22 protein-coding genes and 1 tRNA gene are annotated in these 18,259 nt (G+C 68.6%); 7 read left to right on the top strand and 16 right to left on the bottom strand.

Going from position 1 to position 18,259, the window contains the following annotated elements; all coding sequences use genetic code 11:
- Positions 1 to 11: 11 nt before the first annotated feature.
- On the bottom strand, positions 12 to 476 hold the full coding sequence (locus tag OG870_RS25700; RefSeq protein WP_266518770.1) for a RidA family protein: 465 nt from the start codon (positions 474 to 476) through the stop codon (positions 12 to 14).
- The gene (locus OG870_RS25695; protein WP_019992579.1) at positions 476 to 634 is read right to left on the bottom strand and encodes a DUF4177 domain-containing protein; all 159 of its coding nucleotides are present in this window, start codon (positions 632 to 634) and stop codon (positions 476 to 478) included. The genes OG870_RS25700 and OG870_RS25695 overlap by 1 nt, the downstream gene beginning before the upstream one ends.
- A 95-nt stretch (positions 635 to 729) precedes the next feature.
- Here OG870_RS25695 and OG870_RS25690 point away from each other — a divergent pair, with 95 nt between their 5' ends.
- On the top strand, positions 730 to 1,707 hold the full coding sequence (locus OG870_RS25690) for an ArsA family ATPase (protein WP_266518765.1): 978 nt from the start codon (positions 730 to 732) through the stop codon (positions 1,705 to 1,707).
- The gene (locus OG870_RS25685; protein WP_266588923.1) at positions 1,704 to 3,068 is read left to right on the top strand and encodes an ArsA family ATPase; all 1,365 of its coding nucleotides are present in this window, start codon (positions 1,704 to 1,706) and stop codon (positions 3,066 to 3,068) included. The genes OG870_RS25690 and OG870_RS25685 overlap by 4 nt, the downstream gene beginning before the upstream one ends.
- Before the next feature lie 26 nt (positions 3,069 to 3,094).
- On the opposite strand, the gene wblA is transcribed toward OG870_RS25685, so the two are convergent.
- The gene (wblA, locus tag OG870_RS25680) at positions 3,095 to 3,433 is read right to left on the bottom strand and encodes a transcriptional regulator WblA (protein ID WP_266520506.1); all 339 of its coding nucleotides are present in this window, start codon (positions 3,431 to 3,433) and stop codon (positions 3,095 to 3,097) included.
- Positions 3,434 to 3,841: 408 nt separating this feature from the next.
- Here wblA and OG870_RS25675 point away from each other — a divergent pair, with 408 nt between their 5' ends.
- Positions 3,842 to 6,109 carry a transglycosylase domain-containing protein gene (locus OG870_RS25675; RefSeq protein ID WP_266518763.1) on the top strand — a complete coding sequence of 756 codons (2,268 nt, stop codon included), beginning with the start codon at positions 3,842 to 3,844 and terminating at the stop codon, positions 6,107 to 6,109.
- A 104-nt stretch (positions 6,110 to 6,213) separates the two neighbouring features.
- Here the strand turns inward: OG870_RS25675 and OG870_RS25670 are convergent, their stop codons facing one another.
- Positions 6,214 to 6,681: a GatB/YqeY domain-containing protein gene (locus OG870_RS25670; RefSeq protein ID WP_266518762.1), complete on the bottom strand. Its 468-nt coding sequence runs from the start codon at positions 6,679 to 6,681 to the stop codon at positions 6,214 to 6,216.
- A 94-nt stretch (positions 6,682 to 6,775) separates the two neighbouring features.
- Between OG870_RS25670 and OG870_RS25665 the strand changes: the two genes are divergently transcribed.
- The 4 genes from OG870_RS25665 to OG870_RS25650 all read left to right on the top strand — a co-directional run bounded on the left by OG870_RS25665 (position 6,776) and on the right by OG870_RS25650 (position 9,394).
- Positions 6,776 to 7,711, top strand: a complete 936-nt coding sequence (locus tag OG870_RS25665) for a metallophosphoesterase (RefSeq protein ID WP_266838990.1) — start codon at positions 6,776 to 6,778, stop codon at positions 7,709 to 7,711.
- A gap of 157 nt (positions 7,712 to 7,868) precedes the next feature.
- On the top strand, positions 7,869 to 8,654 hold the full coding sequence (locus OG870_RS25660) for a Pr6Pr family membrane protein (RefSeq protein WP_266518760.1): 786 nt from the start codon (positions 7,869 to 7,871) through the stop codon (positions 8,652 to 8,654).
- A gap of 43 nt (positions 8,655 to 8,697) precedes the next feature.
- A tRNA-Pro gene (locus tag OG870_RS25655) sits at positions 8,698 to 8,771 on the top strand.
- Between the two features lie 257 nt (positions 8,772 to 9,028).
- Entirely contained in the window at positions 9,029 to 9,394 is a 366-nt protein-coding gene (locus tag OG870_RS25650; RefSeq protein ID WP_327691515.1) for a hypothetical protein, read from the top strand.
- A gap of 76 nt (positions 9,395 to 9,470) precedes the next feature.
- On the opposite strand, the gene OG870_RS25645 is transcribed toward OG870_RS25650, so the two are convergent.
- The 12 genes from OG870_RS25645 to OG870_RS25590 all read right to left on the bottom strand — a co-directional run bounded on the left by OG870_RS25645 (position 9,471) and on the right by OG870_RS25590 (position 18,257).
- Positions 9,471 to 10,652 (bottom strand): site-specific integrase, encoded by a 1,182-nt coding sequence (locus OG870_RS25645; RefSeq protein WP_327691514.1) that lies wholly within the window; start codon positions 10,650 to 10,652, stop codon positions 9,471 to 9,473.
- A 74-nt stretch (positions 10,653 to 10,726) separates the two neighbouring features.
- On the bottom strand, positions 10,727 to 10,936 hold the full coding sequence (locus tag OG870_RS25640) for a helix-turn-helix domain-containing protein (RefSeq protein WP_327691512.1): 210 nt from the start codon (positions 10,934 to 10,936) through the stop codon (positions 10,727 to 10,729).
- Positions 10,937 to 11,159: 223 nt separating this feature from the next.
- Positions 11,160 to 12,326 (bottom strand): DUF3631 domain-containing protein, encoded by a 1,167-nt coding sequence (locus OG870_RS25635; RefSeq protein WP_327691511.1) that lies wholly within the window; start codon positions 12,324 to 12,326, stop codon positions 11,160 to 11,162.
- Positions 12,323 to 12,676 (bottom strand): hypothetical protein, encoded by a 354-nt coding sequence (locus OG870_RS25630; protein WP_327691510.1) that lies wholly within the window; start codon positions 12,674 to 12,676, stop codon positions 12,323 to 12,325. Before OG870_RS25630 ends, OG870_RS25635 begins: the two co-directional genes overlap by 4 nt.
- The gene (locus tag OG870_RS25625) at positions 12,673 to 13,563 is read right to left on the bottom strand and encodes a bifunctional DNA primase/polymerase (protein WP_327691509.1); all 891 of its coding nucleotides are present in this window, start codon (positions 13,561 to 13,563) and stop codon (positions 12,673 to 12,675) included. The genes OG870_RS25630 and OG870_RS25625 overlap by 4 nt, the downstream gene beginning before the upstream one ends.
- Positions 13,564 to 13,723: 160 nt before the next feature.
- Positions 13,724 to 14,116: a hypothetical protein gene (locus OG870_RS25620; protein WP_327691508.1), complete on the bottom strand. Its 393-nt coding sequence runs from the start codon at positions 14,114 to 14,116 to the stop codon at positions 13,724 to 13,726.
- Positions 14,113 to 14,715 (bottom strand): hypothetical protein, encoded by a 603-nt coding sequence (locus OG870_RS25615; protein ID WP_327691507.1) that lies wholly within the window; start codon positions 14,713 to 14,715, stop codon positions 14,113 to 14,115. The genes OG870_RS25620 and OG870_RS25615 overlap by 4 nt, the downstream gene beginning before the upstream one ends.
- 10 nt (positions 14,716 to 14,725) lie before the next feature.
- Entirely contained in the window at positions 14,726 to 14,914 is a 189-nt protein-coding gene (locus OG870_RS25610; protein WP_327691506.1) for a hypothetical protein, read from the bottom strand.
- 4 nt (positions 14,915 to 14,918) lie between these two features.
- Entirely contained in the window at positions 14,919 to 15,200 is a 282-nt protein-coding gene (locus OG870_RS25605) for a hypothetical protein (protein WP_327691505.1), read from the bottom strand.
- A gap of 141 nt (positions 15,201 to 15,341) precedes the next feature.
- The gene (locus OG870_RS25600; protein ID WP_443063467.1) at positions 15,342 to 17,498 is read right to left on the bottom strand and encodes a cell division protein FtsK; all 2,157 of its coding nucleotides are present in this window, start codon (positions 17,496 to 17,498) and stop codon (positions 15,342 to 15,344) included.
- 268 nt (positions 17,499 to 17,766) lie between these two features.
- Positions 17,767 to 17,937, bottom strand: coding sequence for a pRL2-8 (locus OG870_RS25595; protein WP_327691503.1), 171 nt, complete (start codon positions 17,935 to 17,937; stop codon positions 17,767 to 17,769).
- 2 nt (positions 17,938 to 17,939) lie between these two features.
- Positions 17,940 to 18,257 carry a hypothetical protein gene (locus tag OG870_RS25590; RefSeq protein ID WP_327691502.1) on the bottom strand — a complete coding sequence of 106 codons (318 nt, stop codon included), beginning with the start codon at positions 18,255 to 18,257 and terminating at the stop codon, positions 17,940 to 17,942.
- Between the last annotated feature and the right edge of the window lie 2 nt (positions 18,258 to 18,259).

The following is an 18,259-nucleotide window of genomic DNA, read 5'->3' as shown; positions in this document are numbered from 1 at the left end:
CAGAGCGGTGGCTACGGTACGAGCTCGATCTGGATCTCGACCTCGACCGGTGCGTCCAGCGGCAGCACCGCCACGCCGACCGCGCTGCGCGCGTGCACGCCCTTCTCGCCGAGGACCTCACCGAGCAGTTCGCTGGCGCCGTTCACCACACCGGGCTGGCCGGTGAAGTCCGACGCCGAGGCGACGAAGCCGACGACCTTCACCACGCGCGCGATGCGGTCCAGGTCGCCGGTCACGGACTTGACGGCGGCCAGGGCGTTCAGGGCGCAGGTGCGGGCCAGCTCCTTGGCCTCCTCGGGCGTGACCTCCGCGCCGACCTTGCCCGTGACGGGCAGCTTGCCCTCCACCATCGGAAGCTGGCCGGCCGTGTAGACGTACACGCCGGACTGCACGGCCGGCTGGTACGCGGCCAGCGGCGGTACGACCTCGGGCAGGGTCAGGCCGAGCTCGGCCAGCTTCGCCTCGACGGCTCCCATTACGGCTTCTCCCGCTTCAGGTAGGCCACCAGCTGCTCGGGGTTGTTCGGCCCGGGCACGACCTGGACGAGCTCCCAGCCGTCCTCGCCCCAGGTGTCCAGAATCTGCTTCGTGGCGTGTACGAGCAGCGGCACAGTCGCGTATTCCCACTTGGTCATGTGGCCGACTCTAGCCGCTGCCCACCCGCCTCCCGCGGTCGCGTTGTCCACAGGCTGTCGCGTGCTTGGCACACAGACTGGTTAGGCTCGATGACGTGAGCAGGCTCCAGGTCGTCAGCGGCAAGGGCGGGACCGGAAAGACGACGGTCGCCGCCGCCCTCGCGCTGGCCCTCGCGACCGAGGGGAAGCGGACGCTTCTCGTCGAGGTCGAGGGCCGCCAGGGCATCGCGCAGCTCTTCGAAACGGAAGCGCTGCCTTATGAGGAGCGAAAGATCGCCGTCGCTCCCGGGGGCGGGGAGGTGTACGCCCTCGCCATCGACCCCGAACTGGCCCTTCTGGACTACCTCCAGATGTTCTACAAGCTGGGGGGCGCCGGAAGAGCCCTGAAGAAACTCGGTGCGATCGACTTCGCCACCACCATCGCACCCGGTCTCAGGGACGTACTCCTGACCGGCAAGGCCTGCGAGGCGGTGCGCAGGAAGGACAAGAGCGGACGGTTCGCGTACGACTACGTCGTCATGGACGCGCCCCCCACGGGCCGCATCACGCGGTTCCTGAACGTGAACGACGAGGTGGCGGGCCTCGCCAAGATCGGCCCGATACACAATCAGGCGCAGGCCGTGATGCGGGTGCTGAAGTCCAAGGAGACGGCCGTGCACCTGGTCACGCTCCTTGAGGAGATGCCAGTCCAGGAGACCGCGGACGGGATCGCCGAACTGCGCGCCGCCAAGCTGCCGGTGGGCCGGATCATGGTGAACATGGTGCGGCCGGAGGTGTTGGACGGGACGGATCTGGAACTCGTACGGAGCGTGCCGCGTTCATCTGTGGCAAGGGCACTGTCGGCGGCGGGGCTGGGCGGCGCGCGACGAGGTGGGAACGCCGAGAAGCTGGTGGCCCCCCTGTTGCAGCAGGCCGAGGAGTACGCCGAGCGGTATGCGCTGGAGCACGAACAGCGGGCCGTGCTCGCCGAGCTGGACCTGCCGCTGCACGAACTGCCGCTGCTCGCCGAGGGCATGGACCTGGCGGGGCTGTACGAGCTGGCCACCGAGCTGCGGAAGCAGGGGATGTCATGAGTCCGGACCCGGCCACCGCCCAGGAGAGCGCCCGTCACCGCCTCTCCCACACGCGTGTGCTCGACGTCGACCCGCTGCTGGACGACCCGAAGACACGGATCGTGGTGTGCTGCGGCTCGGGCGGCGTCGGCAAGACCACCACCGCCGCGGCGCTGGGCCTCAGGGCCGCCGAGCGGGGGCGCAAGGTGGTCGTGCTGACCATCGACCCGGCGCGCCGGCTCGCCCAGTCCATGGGCATCGACTCGCTCGACAACACCCCGCGCCGGGTGAAGGGCGTCGACGGCGACGGCGAACTGCACGCCATGATGCTCGACATGAAGCGCACCTTCGACGAGATCGTCGAGGCGCACGCGGACCCCGAGCGGGCCGCCGTGATCCTGAACAACCCCTTCTACCAGTCGCTCTCCGCGGGCTTCGCCGGCACGCAGGAGTACATGGCGATGGAGAAGCTGGGTCAGCTGCACGCGCGCAACGCATGGGACCTGATCGTCGTGGACACACCACCGTCCCGCTCGGCGCTCGACTTCCTGGACGCGCCCAAGCGGCTGGGCTCGTTCCTGGACGGCCGACTGATCCGGCTGCTCACCGCCCCGGCCAAGCTCGGCGGACGGGCCGGCATGAAGTTCCTGAACGTCGGGATGTCGATGATGACGGGCACCCTCGGCAAGCTGCTGGGCGGTCAACTGCTCAAGGACGTCCAGACGTTCGTGGCCGCCATGGACACGACGTTCGGTGGGTTTCGCACGCGCGCGGACGCCACGTACAAGCTGCTTCAGGCGCCCGGGACGGCGTTCCTGGTGGTGGCCGCGCCGGAGCGGGACGCGCTGCGCGAGGCCGCGTACTTCGTTCAGCGGCTGGCCGCGGAGGACATGCCGCTCGCGGGTCTGGTGCTCAACCGGGTCCACGGCAGCGGCGCCGTCCGGCTGTCGGCCGAGCGTGCGCTCGCCGCCGCGGAAAATCTTGTGGAGCCCCGCATTGTCGATCAGGACGGCGGGAAAGCTGGACTTCGTAACTCTCCCGACACGTACGGCAGTTCAGAATCCTCCGAGTCGTCCCCCACACCCGCGCCCGTCGAGTCTCCCCCGTCCGAGCCCGGCTCCCCCGGTCCGGATCAGGAGGACCAGGGCGACGGACAGAGCGTCGACCGGCTCACCGCAGGCCTGTTGAAGCTGCATGCCGAGCGGATGCAGCTGCTCTCCCGCGAGCAGCGCACGCGCGACCGTTTCACCGCGCTCCACCCCGAGGTGGCGGTGGCCGAAGTGGCCGCGCTGCCCGGCGATGTGCATGACCTCACGGGGCTGCGGGACATCGGGGACCGGCTCGCGGCCAATCGGCCGGAGCTGCCCGAGACGCGCGCCTGAGGGTTGCCCCTGAAGGGGTGGTGCCCTCAGCTCACCGCCGCGTAGTGCTCGTACACCTCGTCGTCGTCGAGCGGCAGGATGCCCACGCCGCGCTCGTACTCCACACGAGCCGTCTCGAGCAGCCGGCGCCAGGAGGTGACGGTGGGTCGCCTGCGCAACAGTGCGCGGCGCTCCCGCTCCGTCATGCCTCCCCACACGCCGAACTCGACGCGGTTGTCGAGCGCATCAGCCAGGCATTCGGTGCGTACCGGGCATCCGGTGCACACCGCCTTGGCCCTGTTCTGCGCTGCTCCCTGAACAAACAGTTCATCCGGATCGGTAGTGCGGCAGGCGGCCTGCGCACTCCAGTCGGTTACCCAGCCCATACCGGCGCCGTCCTCTCCCGAATCGAGGCTCCCCCACGGCGGCAGCGGCATATTCACCGCCGCCAGTTGAGGACGTTACGGAAGGTGGGCACAGCGCAACACCCCCTTCGGGCCCAATCTTGAATGGCCCGAACGGACTATGCGTAAGCGGCAGATCACCCGGGGGAGTGAGCTGGCGACATGCGTGATTTTCCCGGCAAACCGGGACAGTTCTGTTGAGTCACAACGGACGCCGGGTGACACACAAGGCGGATTCGGACACGTCCCCACCAAAAAAGTTGGGGAACCTCCGGAACGATTCGGGGTCGCCGGACGTATTGATACGTAGCCCTACTGCTGTGACAGTTGAGAGCAGCTTAGGCCAAGGCATTGACGTGTGTCCGGCGAATGAGAACGTAGGCTGCCCTCATGCCAAAGAAGCGCTCGGGCGGTGGCCTGTCGCCAACGCAGCAGGCCGCGAAGTTCCTCGGTGTCAGTGTGCTCGCGGGAGCAGTGCTGGCCGGCATCGCGCTGCCCGCCTTCGGCGCGCTGGGACTCGCGGCCAAGGGTTCGGTGGAGAGTTTCGACGAGCTTCCCACCAACCTCAAGACGCCGCCCCTGAGTCAGCGCACCACGATCCTCGACGCCGACGGCGGCCAGATCGCCACGGTCTACTCGCGCGACCGAACGGTGGTCGGCCTCAAGGACATGTCGCCGTACATGCAGAAGGCGATCGTCGCGATCGAGGACTCGCGCTACTACCAGCACGGCGCGGTCGACCTGAAGGGCATCCTGCGCGCACTGAACAAGAACGTGCAGAGCAGCGGGGTCGCCCAGGGTGCCTCCACGCTCACGCAGCAGCTCGTGAAGAACGTCGCCATCGAGGAGGCCGGCGACGACCCGACCAAGGTCGCGCAGGCCACGCAGCAGACACTCGGCCGCAAGATCAAGGAGCTGAAGTACGCGATTCAGCTCGAAGAAGAGCTGGGCAAGAAGAAGATCCTCGAGAACTACCTGAACATCACGTTCTTCGGCGAGCAGGCCTACGGCGTCGAGGCCGCCGCCCAGCGCTACTTCTCCAAGCACGCCAAGGACCTCAACGTCCAGGAGTCGGCGCTCCTCGCGGGCATCGTGCAGTCGCCGAGCCGCTACGACCCGGTCAACGACGAGGCGGAGGCCACCAAGCGCCGCAACGTCGTGCTGCAGCGCATGGCCGACATGGGTGACATCTCGCAGACGGAGGCCGACAAGGCCAAGAAGGCGCCGCTCGGCCTGAACCCCAGCAAGCCGAAGAACGGCTGCATCACCGCGGTCAAGGGCGCCGGTTTCTTCTGCGACTACGTGCGCGAGGTGTTCCTCACCGACCCGATGTTCGGCAAGACCAAGGAGACCCGGGCCAAGCTCTGGAACCAGGGCGGCCTGACGATCCGTACGACGCTCGACCCGCAGTCCCAGTCGTCCGTCCAGGCGTCCATCAAGGACCACGTCTACAAGACCGACGACGTGGCCACCGCCGCCAGCATCGTCCAGCCCGGCACCGGCAAGATCCTCGCCATGGGCCAGTCCCGCCCGTACGGCTTCGGCAAGCACGAGACGCAGATAAACCTGTCCGTGAACCAGAGCATGGGCGGCGGCGCGGGCTACCAGCCCGGTTCGACGTTCAAGCCGATCGTGGCCGCGGCCGCCATAGAGGGCGGCACGCCGGCGACGCAGCAGTACTCGTCGCCGTACGAGATGGACTACCCGGCCCCGGTCTCGGCCTGTGACGGCAGGACCTGGGACGAGAAGGGCGTCAAGCTCACCAACGAGAACGCGTCGGAGCACGGCCCGTACTCGATGAAGGAAGCGACCGCCAAGTCGGTCAACACCTACTACGTGCAGCTGATCAGTGCCATCGGCATCTGCCCGGTGACGCAGATGGCGCAGAAGATGGGCGTCGAGCGGGCCGACGGAAAGAAGATCCAGCAGGCCCCCTCCATCGCGCTCGGCACCCAGGAGATGTCCCCGCTGACGATGGCGAACGCGTACGCGACCTTCGCCTCCCGCGGCATGTACTGCACGCCGGTGGCCATCGAGTCGATCACCCAGACCGTCGGCAGCCAGAAGAAGTCGCTCGAGGTGCCCAAGTCGACCTGCTCGCGGGCGATGTCGGAGAAGACCGCCGACACCGTGAGCACCCTGCTCAAGGGCGTGGTCGAGGACGGCACGGGCCAGCAGGCGGGCCTCGACAGCCGCCCGAGCGCCGGCAAGACGGGTACGACGGACAACCGCTACGCGGCCTGGTTCGTCGGCTACACCCCGAACATGGCGGGTGCGGTCTGGGTCGGCGACCCGGCCCACAAGCGCCAGATGAAGAACATCAGCATCGGCGGCGTCTGGAACGAGAAGGTGTACGGCGGTCAGGTCCCCGGCCCGATCTGGCGGGACATGATGGACGGCGCCCTGGACGGCAAGCCGGTGCAGGAGTTCAACCTCGTCAACATCCCCGACCCCGACAAGGGCAAGGGCAAGGGCCACGACGACGGGCACAACGGTGACAACGGCGGCACCGGCAACGGCGGCCTGACCGGCGGTGGCACGACCGACGGCGGCACGGACGGCGGCGCCTTCCCGAACCCCACCTTCTCCATCCCGGACAACCTGTTCCAGGGCCAGGACGGCGGCAACGGCAACGGGAACGGGGGACGGCGCGGCTGACGCGCCACGACCCACGCGGGCCCGAGCAGACCGACGGCCCCTGATCGTCGTACGCGGACTACTTCCGTACGACGATCAGGGGCCGCTCTCGTCTCTCGCCCCGCTCAGCCCGCCAGCAGCCTCTTCACCACCGCGGCGACACGGCCGCCCTCGGCCAGGCCCGCGACCTTGGGGTTCACGATCTTCATGACGGCGCCCATGGCACGCGGGCCCTCGGCGCCGGCCGCCTTCGCCTCCCCCACGGCCTGGGCGACGATCTGCTCCAGCTCCTCGTCACTGAGCTGCTTGGGCAGGTACCCGGCGAGCACCTCGCCCTCCGCCTTCTCCCGCTCGGCCGACTCGGCACGACCACCCTGGGCGAAGGCCTCGGCGGCCTCCCGGCGCTTCTTCGCCTCCTTGGTGATCACCTTCTGCACCTCGTCGTCGGAGAGCTCGCGCTTCTCCTTGCCCGCGACCTCCTCCTTGGTGATCGCGGTGAGCGTCAGCCGGAGCGTCGAGGAGCGGAGCTCGTCGCGCTCCTTGATCGCAGCGTTGAGGTCTTCCTGCAGCTTCGACTTGAGCGTGGTGGTCATGGGTTTGATTGTCGCAGGTGCCGAGCGCCCGATGCCCGTTCATTTAAAGGGCGGTAGGGCTCGGGGCGCCTTCCGGGTCTGACACGATGGAGGTATGCGCGCTCGATACGGAGTACCTCTGGGGATCGCGGCGGCCGGCGCCGCCGGTGTGGTGTACGCGGCGGGTTTCGAGGTCCGCTCCTTCCGCCTGCGACGGGTCACGGTCCCCGTCCTGCCCACCGGAATGCACCCACTGCGCATCCTTCAGGTCTCCGACATCCACATGGTGGGCGGACAGCGCAAGAAGCAGCGCTGGCTGCGCTCGCTGGCCGGCCTGCGCCCCGACTTCGTGATCAACACGGGCGACAACCTGTCCGACCCGGAGGGCGTACCGGAGGTCCTGGACGCGCTGGGCCCGCTGATGGAGTTCCCGGGCGCATACGTCTTCGGGTCCAACGACTACTACGGCCCCAAGCTCCGCAACCCCGCCCGCTACCTGCTGGAGAAGGCCCAGGGCCGGCACGGTCTGAACGGCAACCCACCGGCGGCCGGCGTCATCCACAACCCGTGGGAGGACCTGCGGGACGGTTTCGACGCGTCGGGCTGGCTGAACCTGACGAACACGCGCGGCACGCTCAAGGTCGAGGGCGTCTCGGTGGAGCTGACGGGCCTGGACGATCCGCACATCAAGCGGGACCGCTACACGCATGTGGCGGGCGGCCCGTCCGGCGCCGCGGACTTCTCGATGGGCGTCGTCCATGCCCCTTACCTGCGCGTACTGGACTCCTTCACGGCGGACGCGTACCCCCTGGTCCTGGCGGGCCACACCCACGGCGGCCAGCTCTGCATCCCGTTCTACGGCGCCCTGGTCACCAACTGCGACCTGGACGCGGAGCGCGTGAAGGGCCTGTCCCGGCATACTGCGGAGGGCCGCACGTCATACCTCCACGTGTCGGCGGGCTGCGGAACGAACCGCTACACACCCGTACGGTTCGCCTGCCCGCCGGAGGCGACACTGCTGACGCTGGTGAGCCGGGAGGAGGCGCGGTGAGGTGGCGGTGACGCGGGCACTGGGGGATGGGGGCCGACTCCAGGATGACGGGCGCGGCTCCGGCCTGACGGGGCGCGGCTCCGGTGTGACGGGCGTGCCGTAACCCGCACGGCCCGCCCACATGGCCCGATATACCCCTATTGCCTAGCTTGGGGGCATGACCGCCCCCATACCCAGGGACATCCCGGACCTCCCCGCCCTGCCCGGTGTGCCCACGCTGCTGCCCTCCTCCGTCCCCGCCTCCGCGGTGGTGACCCCCGTACGCCACCCGCTCACCGCGGTATACCGCCTGCTGGTCGCGCTGATGGCAGCGGCGGGCGTCACGCTCGACCTGCTCCTCGGCAGTCCCGTCCGGGTGCTGAGCTACTTCACGATCCAGAGCAACATCCTCCTGGCCCTGGTCTTCGTGCTCTCGGCCCGCCGCGCCTGGTCGGCCCGCCGGCCGCTCCCCTCCGCCCTGGCGGGTGCGACGCTCCTCTACATCTCCATCACCGGGCTGGTGTACCACCTGCTCCTGGCAGGCGCCTCCAGCCCGTTCTCCATGACGAGCAGCGCGGCGCCCCCGGCCGGCTGGCAGTGGATCAGCAACCAGATCCTGCACACGGCGGTCCCGATCGCGGCGCTGCTGGACTGGCTGTTCCTGACACCCCCCGGCCGCCTGCACCTCCGCCAGGCGGCGACGTGGCTGCTCTACCCCCTGGCCTACCTGCTGTTCTCCTTCGCCCGAGGCGAGCTGATCCTGCCCGGCACACCGGGCCGCTATCTCTACCCGTTCCTGGACGTCGACCTGCACAGCTACAAGAACGTCCTCGCCAACGCCCTTCTCCTCGGCCTCGGCTTCTACGCCCTCGCCGTCCTCATGGTGGCCCTCGACCACGCCCGCCCGAACCCGGTCCGCCACCGCGGGAAAACCGGATTTCGTCTCCAGCCACCGGTGGGCTAAAGTAAACGACGTCGCCGCGACGAGCAGGACCAGCAGCGACAATCGGGGTGTAGCGCAGCTTGGCAGCGCGCTTCGTTCGGGACGAAGAGGTCGTGGGTTCAAATCCCGCCACCCCGACGCTGATCAGAGGGCCAATCGCATGATCGCGATTGGCCCTCTGTCGTGCTTGGGGGCCAAACAGGGGGCCAAAGCAAGTTGATCTCGCTCCGCGGTCAGACGTAGTGAGCTTTACTGATGCGGTGGATCAAGGCATAGCAGGCTTAGTCGGAGCTGCGGTCGGTGTCGTGGGCACCTTGGGGGCCACACGGCTAACCGGGAAAGATCAGAGGCGGAATCAGCGACATGAGCAGCGACGGGGCGCCTACAGCCAACTTGTGAGCCAAACGACTGCGGCCATCAGGCTAGGCGGCAGGGCTGCGGAGGCCTATCAGGAGAGCGAGCCAACCTCTACAGATCTTGCTGAACAGTTCCTCCAATGCGCTCGTGAGCTAGACACAGCATTGAGTCTCGTAGCTCTGGAGGGACCGGAAGAAGCAGACGTCGCGGCCACGGAACTGGTCGGCGCTGTACGAGCTTGGGCGAACTCCTTGGCCCTCGCCATCGCCGTAGATGAGGGACGCTTCGTACCTCCAAGCGGTGCCACGATAGTGGGCGTACCGGAGGTCTTGCGAGGCAAGGACGAGAGCCACGAGGCCTTGGACGCCTTCACCGTGCTTGGCAGGAAGCTACTGGACAACTGACCGTGCCCCGCCTCAAGCCAGCAACCCATCCTGTGATCAGGAACGGGTTGCTGGCGTAGCGCCCCAGCGGGTCCAATCAGCCTCGCGTGGGGTTCTCCTTTCGATCTTCAGCGAAGATGTCATCCATCGCCTCGGCGCCCTCTGTGATCACCGGACGGAGCTGCTTGCGATAGACCGCCTCCGTGGTGGCCTGACTGCTGTGGCCGACCAGGAGCGCGATTCGCTCCAGCGGAATGCCGTGGTCGGAGAGCAGGGACACGAAGCTGTGCCGGAGCTCTCGCGGCGTCCACTCCGGCTTCAGTCCCGCCTTCTGCACGATGGCCTTGAAGTCGCGGCGGACGTTGGCCGCATCGAGCGGCTCACCGGTCCGGGTCGTGAAGACGCGGCCCGCTGGACTCCACTCCATCCCTCCCGACGCCCGCTCCTGCTTCTGCCATCGCATGTGCTCTTCGAGGACATCGACCACCTGCTTCGGCAGCCCGATTGTCCGGCGACTCTTCCGGGTCTTCGTCTCGCCATGCTTGCGCACAGAGCGCCACACCGCGACGTGGGGCGGAGTGCCGTCCTTCGTCTCCAGGAAGACGTGATCCCAGGTGAGGGGACGCGCCTCTTCTGTGCGAACGCCGCTGAGAAGCGAGAGCACGAGGTAGGCGTAAAGGCGTGACGGGCGCGCGGCTATGAGCACGGCTTTCGCCTGCTCCAGGTTCAGTGCCTTGCTCGGTCGGCCGGGGCGCCCCTCCGGTGCGGTGACGAGTAGGGCGACGTTCCGCGCGGCCATGTCGCGACGCTGAGCGTGCACGATGGAGCGGCGCAGGATGGCGAGCAGGTCACGAAGGCTCCGCGTCGCGAGGAATTCAGCCCTGTCGTCCAACCAGTCGTCGACATCGTCCGCGCTGAGTTCCTTCAGCTTGGCCTTGCCGATGAGCGGGATCAGGTGCTTGTTCGCCATCGAGCGGTTCTTGCCGATGGTGCCCTTCTCGTCGCGCCCCTTCAGTCCGCGCTCCAACCAGTCGTTCACCGCATCGGCCACGGTGTAGTTGGCCGGCGCTTTGACGCCGGTCTGCATCTCTTTCTTCAAGTCCCGGATCTTGTTGCGGACTTCGGTCTTCGTCTTGCCGTACACCTTCGGTCGACGGCGTTTGCCGTTCGGGGCGTGCCCCAAGGAGACGGCTCCCACATAGCTCTTCTTGACGGGGTCCCAATAGATCGTGTCCGCACCGTGGCCAGCCCTTTGGGCGCGCTTCGGGGTCTCGGTCATTCTGTGTTGCGCCTCCATAGGACAGGGCCGCGCCTTGAGGGGCGCAGCCCTGTTGCGATGGGTGGTTGGGGAGTTCAGGCGGTGGCTTCTGCCTCGCGCTTGAGGAGTTCGACGTACTGCTCGATGTACTCCGGCGGCACGAGTCGACGACGGCCGATGCGGACGGTCTGAAGTCGTCCGAGGCGGATCTCCTCGTAGACCATCGAGCGGCCGATCCTGAGAGCCTTGGCAGCCTCTTCGGGTCGGTAGAGAAGCTGTTCGGCCGGTATGGCAGCGGTGCTCATGCGGCGTTGCCTCCTCGGCAGGGTCCGGGGACGGTGGCCCCCTTCCTGTCAGGTCCGCTACTTCCGCTACCTCCGCTACCGCCCTGGTCAGGGGCATGATCGAGGTAGCGGATAGGGGTGGCGGTAGCGGATAAATCCGCTACCGGCCCTCGGGGTGGTGCGGGACCGGTAGCGGATAGAGCGGTGCGGGTAGCGGCAAAATCCGGGCTTGCCGCTACCTTTTTTAGGCCTCTGTCCTGCGCGGTAGCGGAGGTAGCGGAAGTAGCGGACTCTCAGGGGGTGGGGGGCAGTACCGCTCCCACGCGTCGTGAAGGTCGGCGGCGTAGTAGCCCTTCATCACGCTGCCGCCCGCCTTGATGTTCCGCGCCGCTACCGGGGTGTTGTCCGCGGTCATGTACTCGCGCAGCATCCGCGCCAGTCCCCGCGCGTCCAGCGGCTTGCCGCTCATGTCCGCCCACGGCGCCTCGTCGAGGCTGTGAAGGCGGTCGAGCACGGCCACCGTGGGCAGGCGGTCGATGCCGTTGAACACGTGGTCGCGCAGGTCGGTGAGCAGCCGGATACCGACGCTGCCCTTGTCTCCGACCTTGGCCGCGTTGACCAGTTCCACGCATGCCGTGCGGGCTCGCTCCGGCCACTCGCCCCCGGCAGCGTCGGCAACCGCGATGAGCGGTTCCCAGACGTCCGCGGGCCGGTCGGTGACCTCCGGCGGCAGTTCGGGAAACACTCCGTCGACCAGGTGCGCCACGGACTGTGCCCAGTTGGCGAGCCGGTCGCGCAGCGCGTTGCCTTCCTTCTCGTGGATGCGCTGCCGGTAGGGCTCCACGTACTCGTTCCTCGCGCGGCGGCGCATGCGGATGATGACCGAGCGGGTCAGGATCGTGTCCGGCAGAGAGCCGAGCCCCGCCATCGCCACCGCGCAGTACGACGGGAACTCCTGCACTTGCTGGTTAGCTCCGTCTCCGACGCAGCGCCACATGCCGACCCCGCGCCGGTGGCCAGCGTTGAGGAACCCGCGCAGGGGTTCGTTATCTCCGGCCTTGGGGCCAAAGACGGTGTCCACTTCGTCGAACAGGATGGTGGGACGGGTCTCCAGGGTGGAGACGGCGCGGAAGAGCACCGAGGCGGATGCGTTGGCCGCAACGAGCGGCTTGGGCACCAGGGTTTCGACGATCTCCAGCGCCCGCGACTTCCCTGAGCCCGGCTCCGGCGACAGGAACGCGATACGGGGCGTGGCGTCGAAGCAGTCGAGCAGGTGCGCGTGCGCGTTCCACAGCGTGACCGCAACGTAGGCGGCTTCGAGGGGGAAGACGTTGAAGCGACGGTGGAAGGCTTCGACCTCATCGAGGAGAGCGGAGCCGTCCATGGGGTGTGCCGGCGGATTGGTGGTCATGCCGCGGCCCTCCCTTCCTGGGTGGTGCGGAGCGGACATGCGTCGCGGTGGGCGGTGTGGTCGGTGATCAGGGCCAGCACCTTCGTGTGACCGACGGCGCTGCGGTCCCTGCCGCACAGGCACTTCGAGGTGGCGGTAGGCACGGCGCCGCGCGGGGCGCTGATCTGCAGCCACGCGACCGGGTACCGGCCGTCACTCCTGTGCGGGTCAGAGCGAAGAGCAGTGCGGACGCCTACGGCGACGTCTTTCGGCTCGCCCACGGCCGGACCGGGCGCCGGTTGTGCAGCGGCGCGCGGACCGGTGGGGGTGGCGGGAAGGCTCTTCAGGGAGGGGCGGGAAGGGGCGCTCATGCCGCCCTCCGCTGACTATTGCGGGTAATCGACCAGTTCAGACCACTGCGAATGGTCGCCTCGCACGACCGCGGAGCAAGACCGGCCTCTTCCCCCGCCCACTGAAGAGCCTCCTCAACCTGCTCCCTGGGAAGGTCGCCCCACGCGATGAACCGCCCCAGGGCTCGCGCCGCCCGCAGCAACGTGGCGTTGCGCTCGCCCTCCGGGGCCTGCCGTACGGACGCGGTTTCCGCGTTCAAGCCCGCGGCGGCGTAGCTGGACGCCCTAGCTGATGACGGTGCAGCCGTTAGTGCCCGCGATGGCTGACGGACCGTCAGGCGGGCGTACAGCCATTCCGGCAGAGGTGCGGGCGGCGTGTCGTTGACAACCGCGTAGGCGCCCGTAGGGGTGAGGCTGCCGGGAGCAACGACGTAGCCGCCCCACGCGCGGGTGTCGATGCACTTGCCGAGACGTCCGGCCGTGTTGCCGAGCCGAACGCCGGGCGGGGCGGTCAGGTACAGGTGGACCCCACCGCTCGCGGTCCGCACCGTGCGGGTGGTGGGCACAGCCTGTCCGGCGCGCTCGCAGAGCGCCGTGAAGGTCGTCACGCCGTTAGGCGTGTCCGCACTGCTCTTCCGCTTGGGCATGTCGAGGTCGACGACGACCAGCCCGGACGGGCCGGTCGCGATGCCGACGTTGAACGGCAGGTCGCCCCACGCGCGGCGGATGCGGTCCGGGTCGATGGTGGCGCGCTCTTCCCACTTGCGGTGACCGCCCGCGCAGTCCCCGATACCAGGGCAGACGTTTTCACCGTGCAGGGCCGGACGCTTGTCAGCGGGGCGCAGAGGAAGGACTGCCCACCCTCGCTCCGCAGCGTCGAGGGCGGCGTACAGGAGGTGACGGTTCATGTCGTCACCCCCGACGTGCTCGATGGGGTGGCATGGGCCGGACGGCCCTCGCCGAATGCACGACGTTGAGTCATGCTGGATATCTCCTGCTCTCTTGGAGGGACTGGAGAACCGGGGCGGGCGCAGGCTTGTGGTGAGACGGCGCCCGCCTCGGGCGTAGCTACTGGTCGTCGTCGGAGTCGTCGATCGGACCGGAGTAGCCGAGGGTGCCGGAGGCGCTTTGGGCGCGTTCCAGGGCCTTGGCCATCGCGGTCGCGTGCCGCTCCGCCTCACGCAGGGCCGCACAGGTCACGGCAGCCTGTTCGGTGGGCGTGCCGTGATCGGCGGTGAGGTGTCCGGCCTTGTGGAGGTCGGCCAGGTCCATGCCGATGTGGTCGAAGGACTGCGGCAGCCGGTGGGCGAGCGAGGTGAAGGCGCCGATGGCGCGGTACGTGGTGCCCGGGTAGGCGATGCCGGGGCGCGCGTCGCGGGCGGGCAGAGTGGCGTGGTTGAAGGCACGCACCGCCTCAGCGGCCTTGCGCGGGTGTTCAATCGGGTCGGTCTTGCGAGTCATGCGGACTTCCTCTCATCGGTGGGGAGTTCGGGCAGGCCTGCGCGTTCCAGGGCGGTGGGGTCGAAGCCGGGCAGCATGGCGCGGGTAACGAGTGCCTGTGCGAGCTGTTCGGCGTAGGCGGCGCCGGTGCGGGCCACTTCGATCTGTGTGGTGGCGCGGAGGGTTTCGACGCGTTCGATGTGCGCTTGTTCCTCGCGCCGCTCGCTCGTCTGCCGCTCGTACGCCACCGTCTCGCGGCGGTCGGTGCGCCAGTAGCGGGCGGCGAGCCCGTAGGCGCCCGCGGTGGCCAGCGACCACAGCAGCAGCGGCAGCGGGAGCCCGTCGGCGTATCCGGCCACGCCCGCGAAGGCGAGCGCGCCGGAGGCGGCGAACGCGGTCCCGACGAGGGTGCTGTCTGCGGTGTGGCTGCCCGCACAGACCCCCGCGGCGGCGGCACCGGCGGACAGCACGGTCATCAACGCGGCGTTGCCGACGGAGTGTTCGGCGCCGTTGGCGTTCCAGATCCGGGCCAGCGCGAGCACGGTCGTGGTGGCGATGGCGGGTGCGGCCTTGGGCGCCGCGATGGCCAGCCAGTGGCGGGCCACGATGGGTTCGTTCATGGCTGGTCTCCTAGATCTTGCCGAGGGCGTCGACGACGGCGGCGGTCAGCTCGTTCACGGGGCCGGAGGCGCCGGTGGAGGCGAGGTAGAAGCCGAACATCACGGCGACGAACGCGGAGCCGTAGCCGAGGCTGTGGGAGCGCAGCAGGAAGAACAGGACCAGGCCGAACAGGGCGACCAGGGAGACGGTGACGGCCATCGGGTTATCCCTTCGCAGGAGGTGTCTTGGCGGGGGTGTCGCTGCCGTCGCGGTAGACGTGCAGCCAGAGGTTGTAGAGGTGACGGCCGACGCGTATGCGCTTGCCGTGGCCCTTGCAGCGGCGGCAGTCCTTGCCGCGCTTGAGGCGGCCCTTGCGGTCGGTCTTCATCGCGAAGCCGAAGCCGCGGCACTTGCGGCAGTCGCCGTACGGACTCGTCCGACACAGACTCGCGTAACCGAGAGTGACGGCGAGTAGGCAGGCGCTAGCAAGGAGAACGAGGGTCATCGGATGCCTCCCAGGCGGGGTTTCCGGCGTTCTCGCAGGTCGGATGCTAGGTGCGAGGTTGCTGATCAGAGCCGGTTTGGGGTGCTAGCGGGGGTGCTAGGTCTAGCAGCGGAGGCTGCTAGACCTAGCACCCGTGCGCGGTCAGCCCCCGGACCACTTTCCGTCACGTTGGGTGATGGCGGTGGTGATGTCGGCGCGGGCGATGCCGCGGCGGGTGGTGCCCTTGCCCTTGTCGGTGGTGCCCCACACGTCCTGCGCGGCGATGCCGTGCGGGCGCAGGTTCGTGGTCACCGTCTCGGCCTTCCAGCCGCCGTAGACCTCCGGCCGCAGCGTGGCGAGCCGGACGGCGACCTTCTCGTTCCACACCTTGTCCTCATCGGCCGGCACGACCTTGAGGATGTCGGCGAGCAGGTCGAAGGCGGCCTCACCGCTGTCGGGCGTCTCGCCGATGGCGTGGCCGGTGATGTTGCCGTACGCCTCGCGCATCTTGCGGGCCCGGGCGACGACCTGCTCGGCGCCGACCGCGTCGACGAACGCGCTCGCCACGATGCGGGGGTCGTCGCCCTCACCGGCCATCCAGCAAATGCCGCGGTCGGAGCGGGAGAACATGGTGGCCCGGTACCCCGCCTTGTACATCGACGTGCCGAGCACCATGTCGTTGGCGGGCTGGCCCATGACCTTGAGGCAGAACCGCAGCACGGCGTTGGCTGAGATGCCGGTGGGCAGCGACTTGGCGTCCGGGCGCTGGGTGCCGAACAGGGTCACCATGCCCAGGGCCGGGCCGCGTTTGCCCAGGTCGGTGGCGATCTCTTCGATTTCCGCGCCGTACTTCTCGTGCTCGAAGGGGACCTGGCACTCATCGAATCCGGCGACGATCGGGTGCAGACCGAGGGACTTGTCGTTCGCCAGCTCCGGGGTCACCTTGGATTCCGGGCAGCGCGAGCGCGGCAGGGACTTGATGACCTTCGCCCTGCGGCGCAGCTCCGCCCGCAGCTCCCGCAGCGATTCCAGGACGTAGAGGATGTCTTCGTCCTCGTCTCCGGCCCGGTAGCGGTGGCAGACCGGCTCCAGGGCGCCGAAGTCGCCGGTGCCCTTGAAGTCGAACGCGTACAGCGCGGCGCGCGGGTCCAATGCAGCGATGAGCAGGAACAGCCGCATCAGGAACGTCTTGCCCATGCGCGGGATGGAGCCGACCACCACGCTCGCGAACATGAGGGTCACGGCCACGTCGCCCATGCGCTGGTCGTTGCCGAACACGACCGGCTTGAACAGGTCCACGCTGCCGGACTTCAGCAGCGGCCAGGCGGGCTTGGTGGTCTCGTTCATGGGCTTGTCGCCCACCCATAGGATCAGCCGTCCCTCGTGCTCGGTCGGGTCGGCTGAGGGCCACACGCAGCCGACCTTGCGGCGCAGCCCGGACGCCAGCGGCTTGCGGGCCTCCATGATGTCCTCCGGGGTCACACCCCAGGGAAGGTCAAGGTCGGCGCGGTAGCCGGGGCCATCGCGGGTGATCTCGGAGGTGAAGCGCATCCCGTTCATGTCGCCGCCCTTTTTGATGGCGGCGGTCAGTTTCGGGTTGCCGATGTTGTCCAGGGCGCGCAGCACGATCGGTCCGGTGAGCTTCTGGATCTCGGTCTTCAGGACCGCGGGCCCGATCACGGGATGGTCCTGCGGGGCGCCCCAGAATCCGGCCACCAGCACCGCGGCGGAAGCTAGGACCGCGAGCCAACCGGGGGCCATGACGTACAGGGTCAGCGCGAAGGCGGCGCCGAAGACGAGCGCCACCGTGGTGACCAGCACGCGCAGCCGCACCCGCCCGTCCCGCTGCCGCGACAGCTTCAGGTACTCGGCGGTGTTCTCCCGGCGCACCTCGTACTCGCGCAGCGGAGCACCCTCCGCGTCCCACACCCACCGGTTGGTGTCCCGCACGAAACGGGCCGCACCGCGCGGCGAGTTGAGGGTGAGCTGGAGGGCGTACCAGGGGGTGCGGATGCCGTGGAAGGCGGTGGCGTAGAAGGCGTTGGCGGTCGCCCACTGCGTGGTGGCCACGAACCCCGGCTTGGAGGTGAGCCAACTCGGCAGGATCGGCCGACGCTTGTAGGTGGTGATACCCGGCGCCGGAAGGTTGGGCCGGTCGACCGGTCGGGCGACCGAGTCGGCCGACTCCTCATCGTCGAAGTCGGCCGACTCGATCGGGCGGGAGTCGGGCACCGGGTCGGGAGTCGGGGCGGGCGACCCGGTGCGGGCGGATCGGGCCTTGCCGAGGTCGACTACCTCGGCGCCGGAGTCGGCCGACATCTCGGCTTCGAGCCGGTTGAACAGTTCGTTGTCGTCGGGCTGGTTCACTTGAGACGTTCCTTCCTCGGGAGGGGATGAGCAGGGGCCCGGCCGCTGTCTTGGCGGGCAAGGCCGGGCCCTGTGCTTGGGTGCAAGGTGAGCGTTTCGCGTGGCACAACTCGGCACCAGGGACAAAGCCCATTACTCGGTGACGAGTAACCGGGGCCAAGTAGTGGGTTACGTCCTAGCCCAGAGGTGAGGCGGCGTTCAGCGGCACGCTCGTGCCGGGTCACCACCAGCTCGACTTCTTCTTGGGCACGAGGTAGGGGCAGCCGTTGTGCATGTGGTCCAGGCACGGCTGGCAGTCCTCGCGGGGACGGAGCTTGCGATGGATGCGCCGGTCGTGGGCGTGCTGCCAGCACTGCGGGCACTCACCCGGAGGCGTCTGCTGTGCGGCCATGGTCACCACCACCCCGAGGACTTCTTGGCGGCCTTGGCGGCGGCTGCCTCGCCCACGATCCGCTGCCGCTCCGTCTGCAACGCGGTCAGTTCCGCGGTGAGCCGGGTCAGCACCGACTGCCACAGCGTCTCCAGCTTCCGTTCCGCGCGGCCGGTGCTCTTGCCTCGGGCGACCTTGTACGAGCCTCCAGCGAGCGCCCTCAACACCGCCCGCCTCTCCTGTCCGGTCAGCGGCCACATCTCCTCCTTGCGGACCGCTTCGAGTTTGCGGGTGGTGATCCGGATCTCGCGGTCCAGGCGGTTCGTGTTGGGCTTGGCCATGG

This window comes from Streptomyces sp. NBC_00461 (assembly GCF_036013935.1).
GTDB lineage: Bacteria > Actinomycetota > Actinomycetes > Streptomycetales > Streptomycetaceae > Streptomyces.
This window is presented reverse-complemented; position numbering and strand designations above follow the sequence as displayed.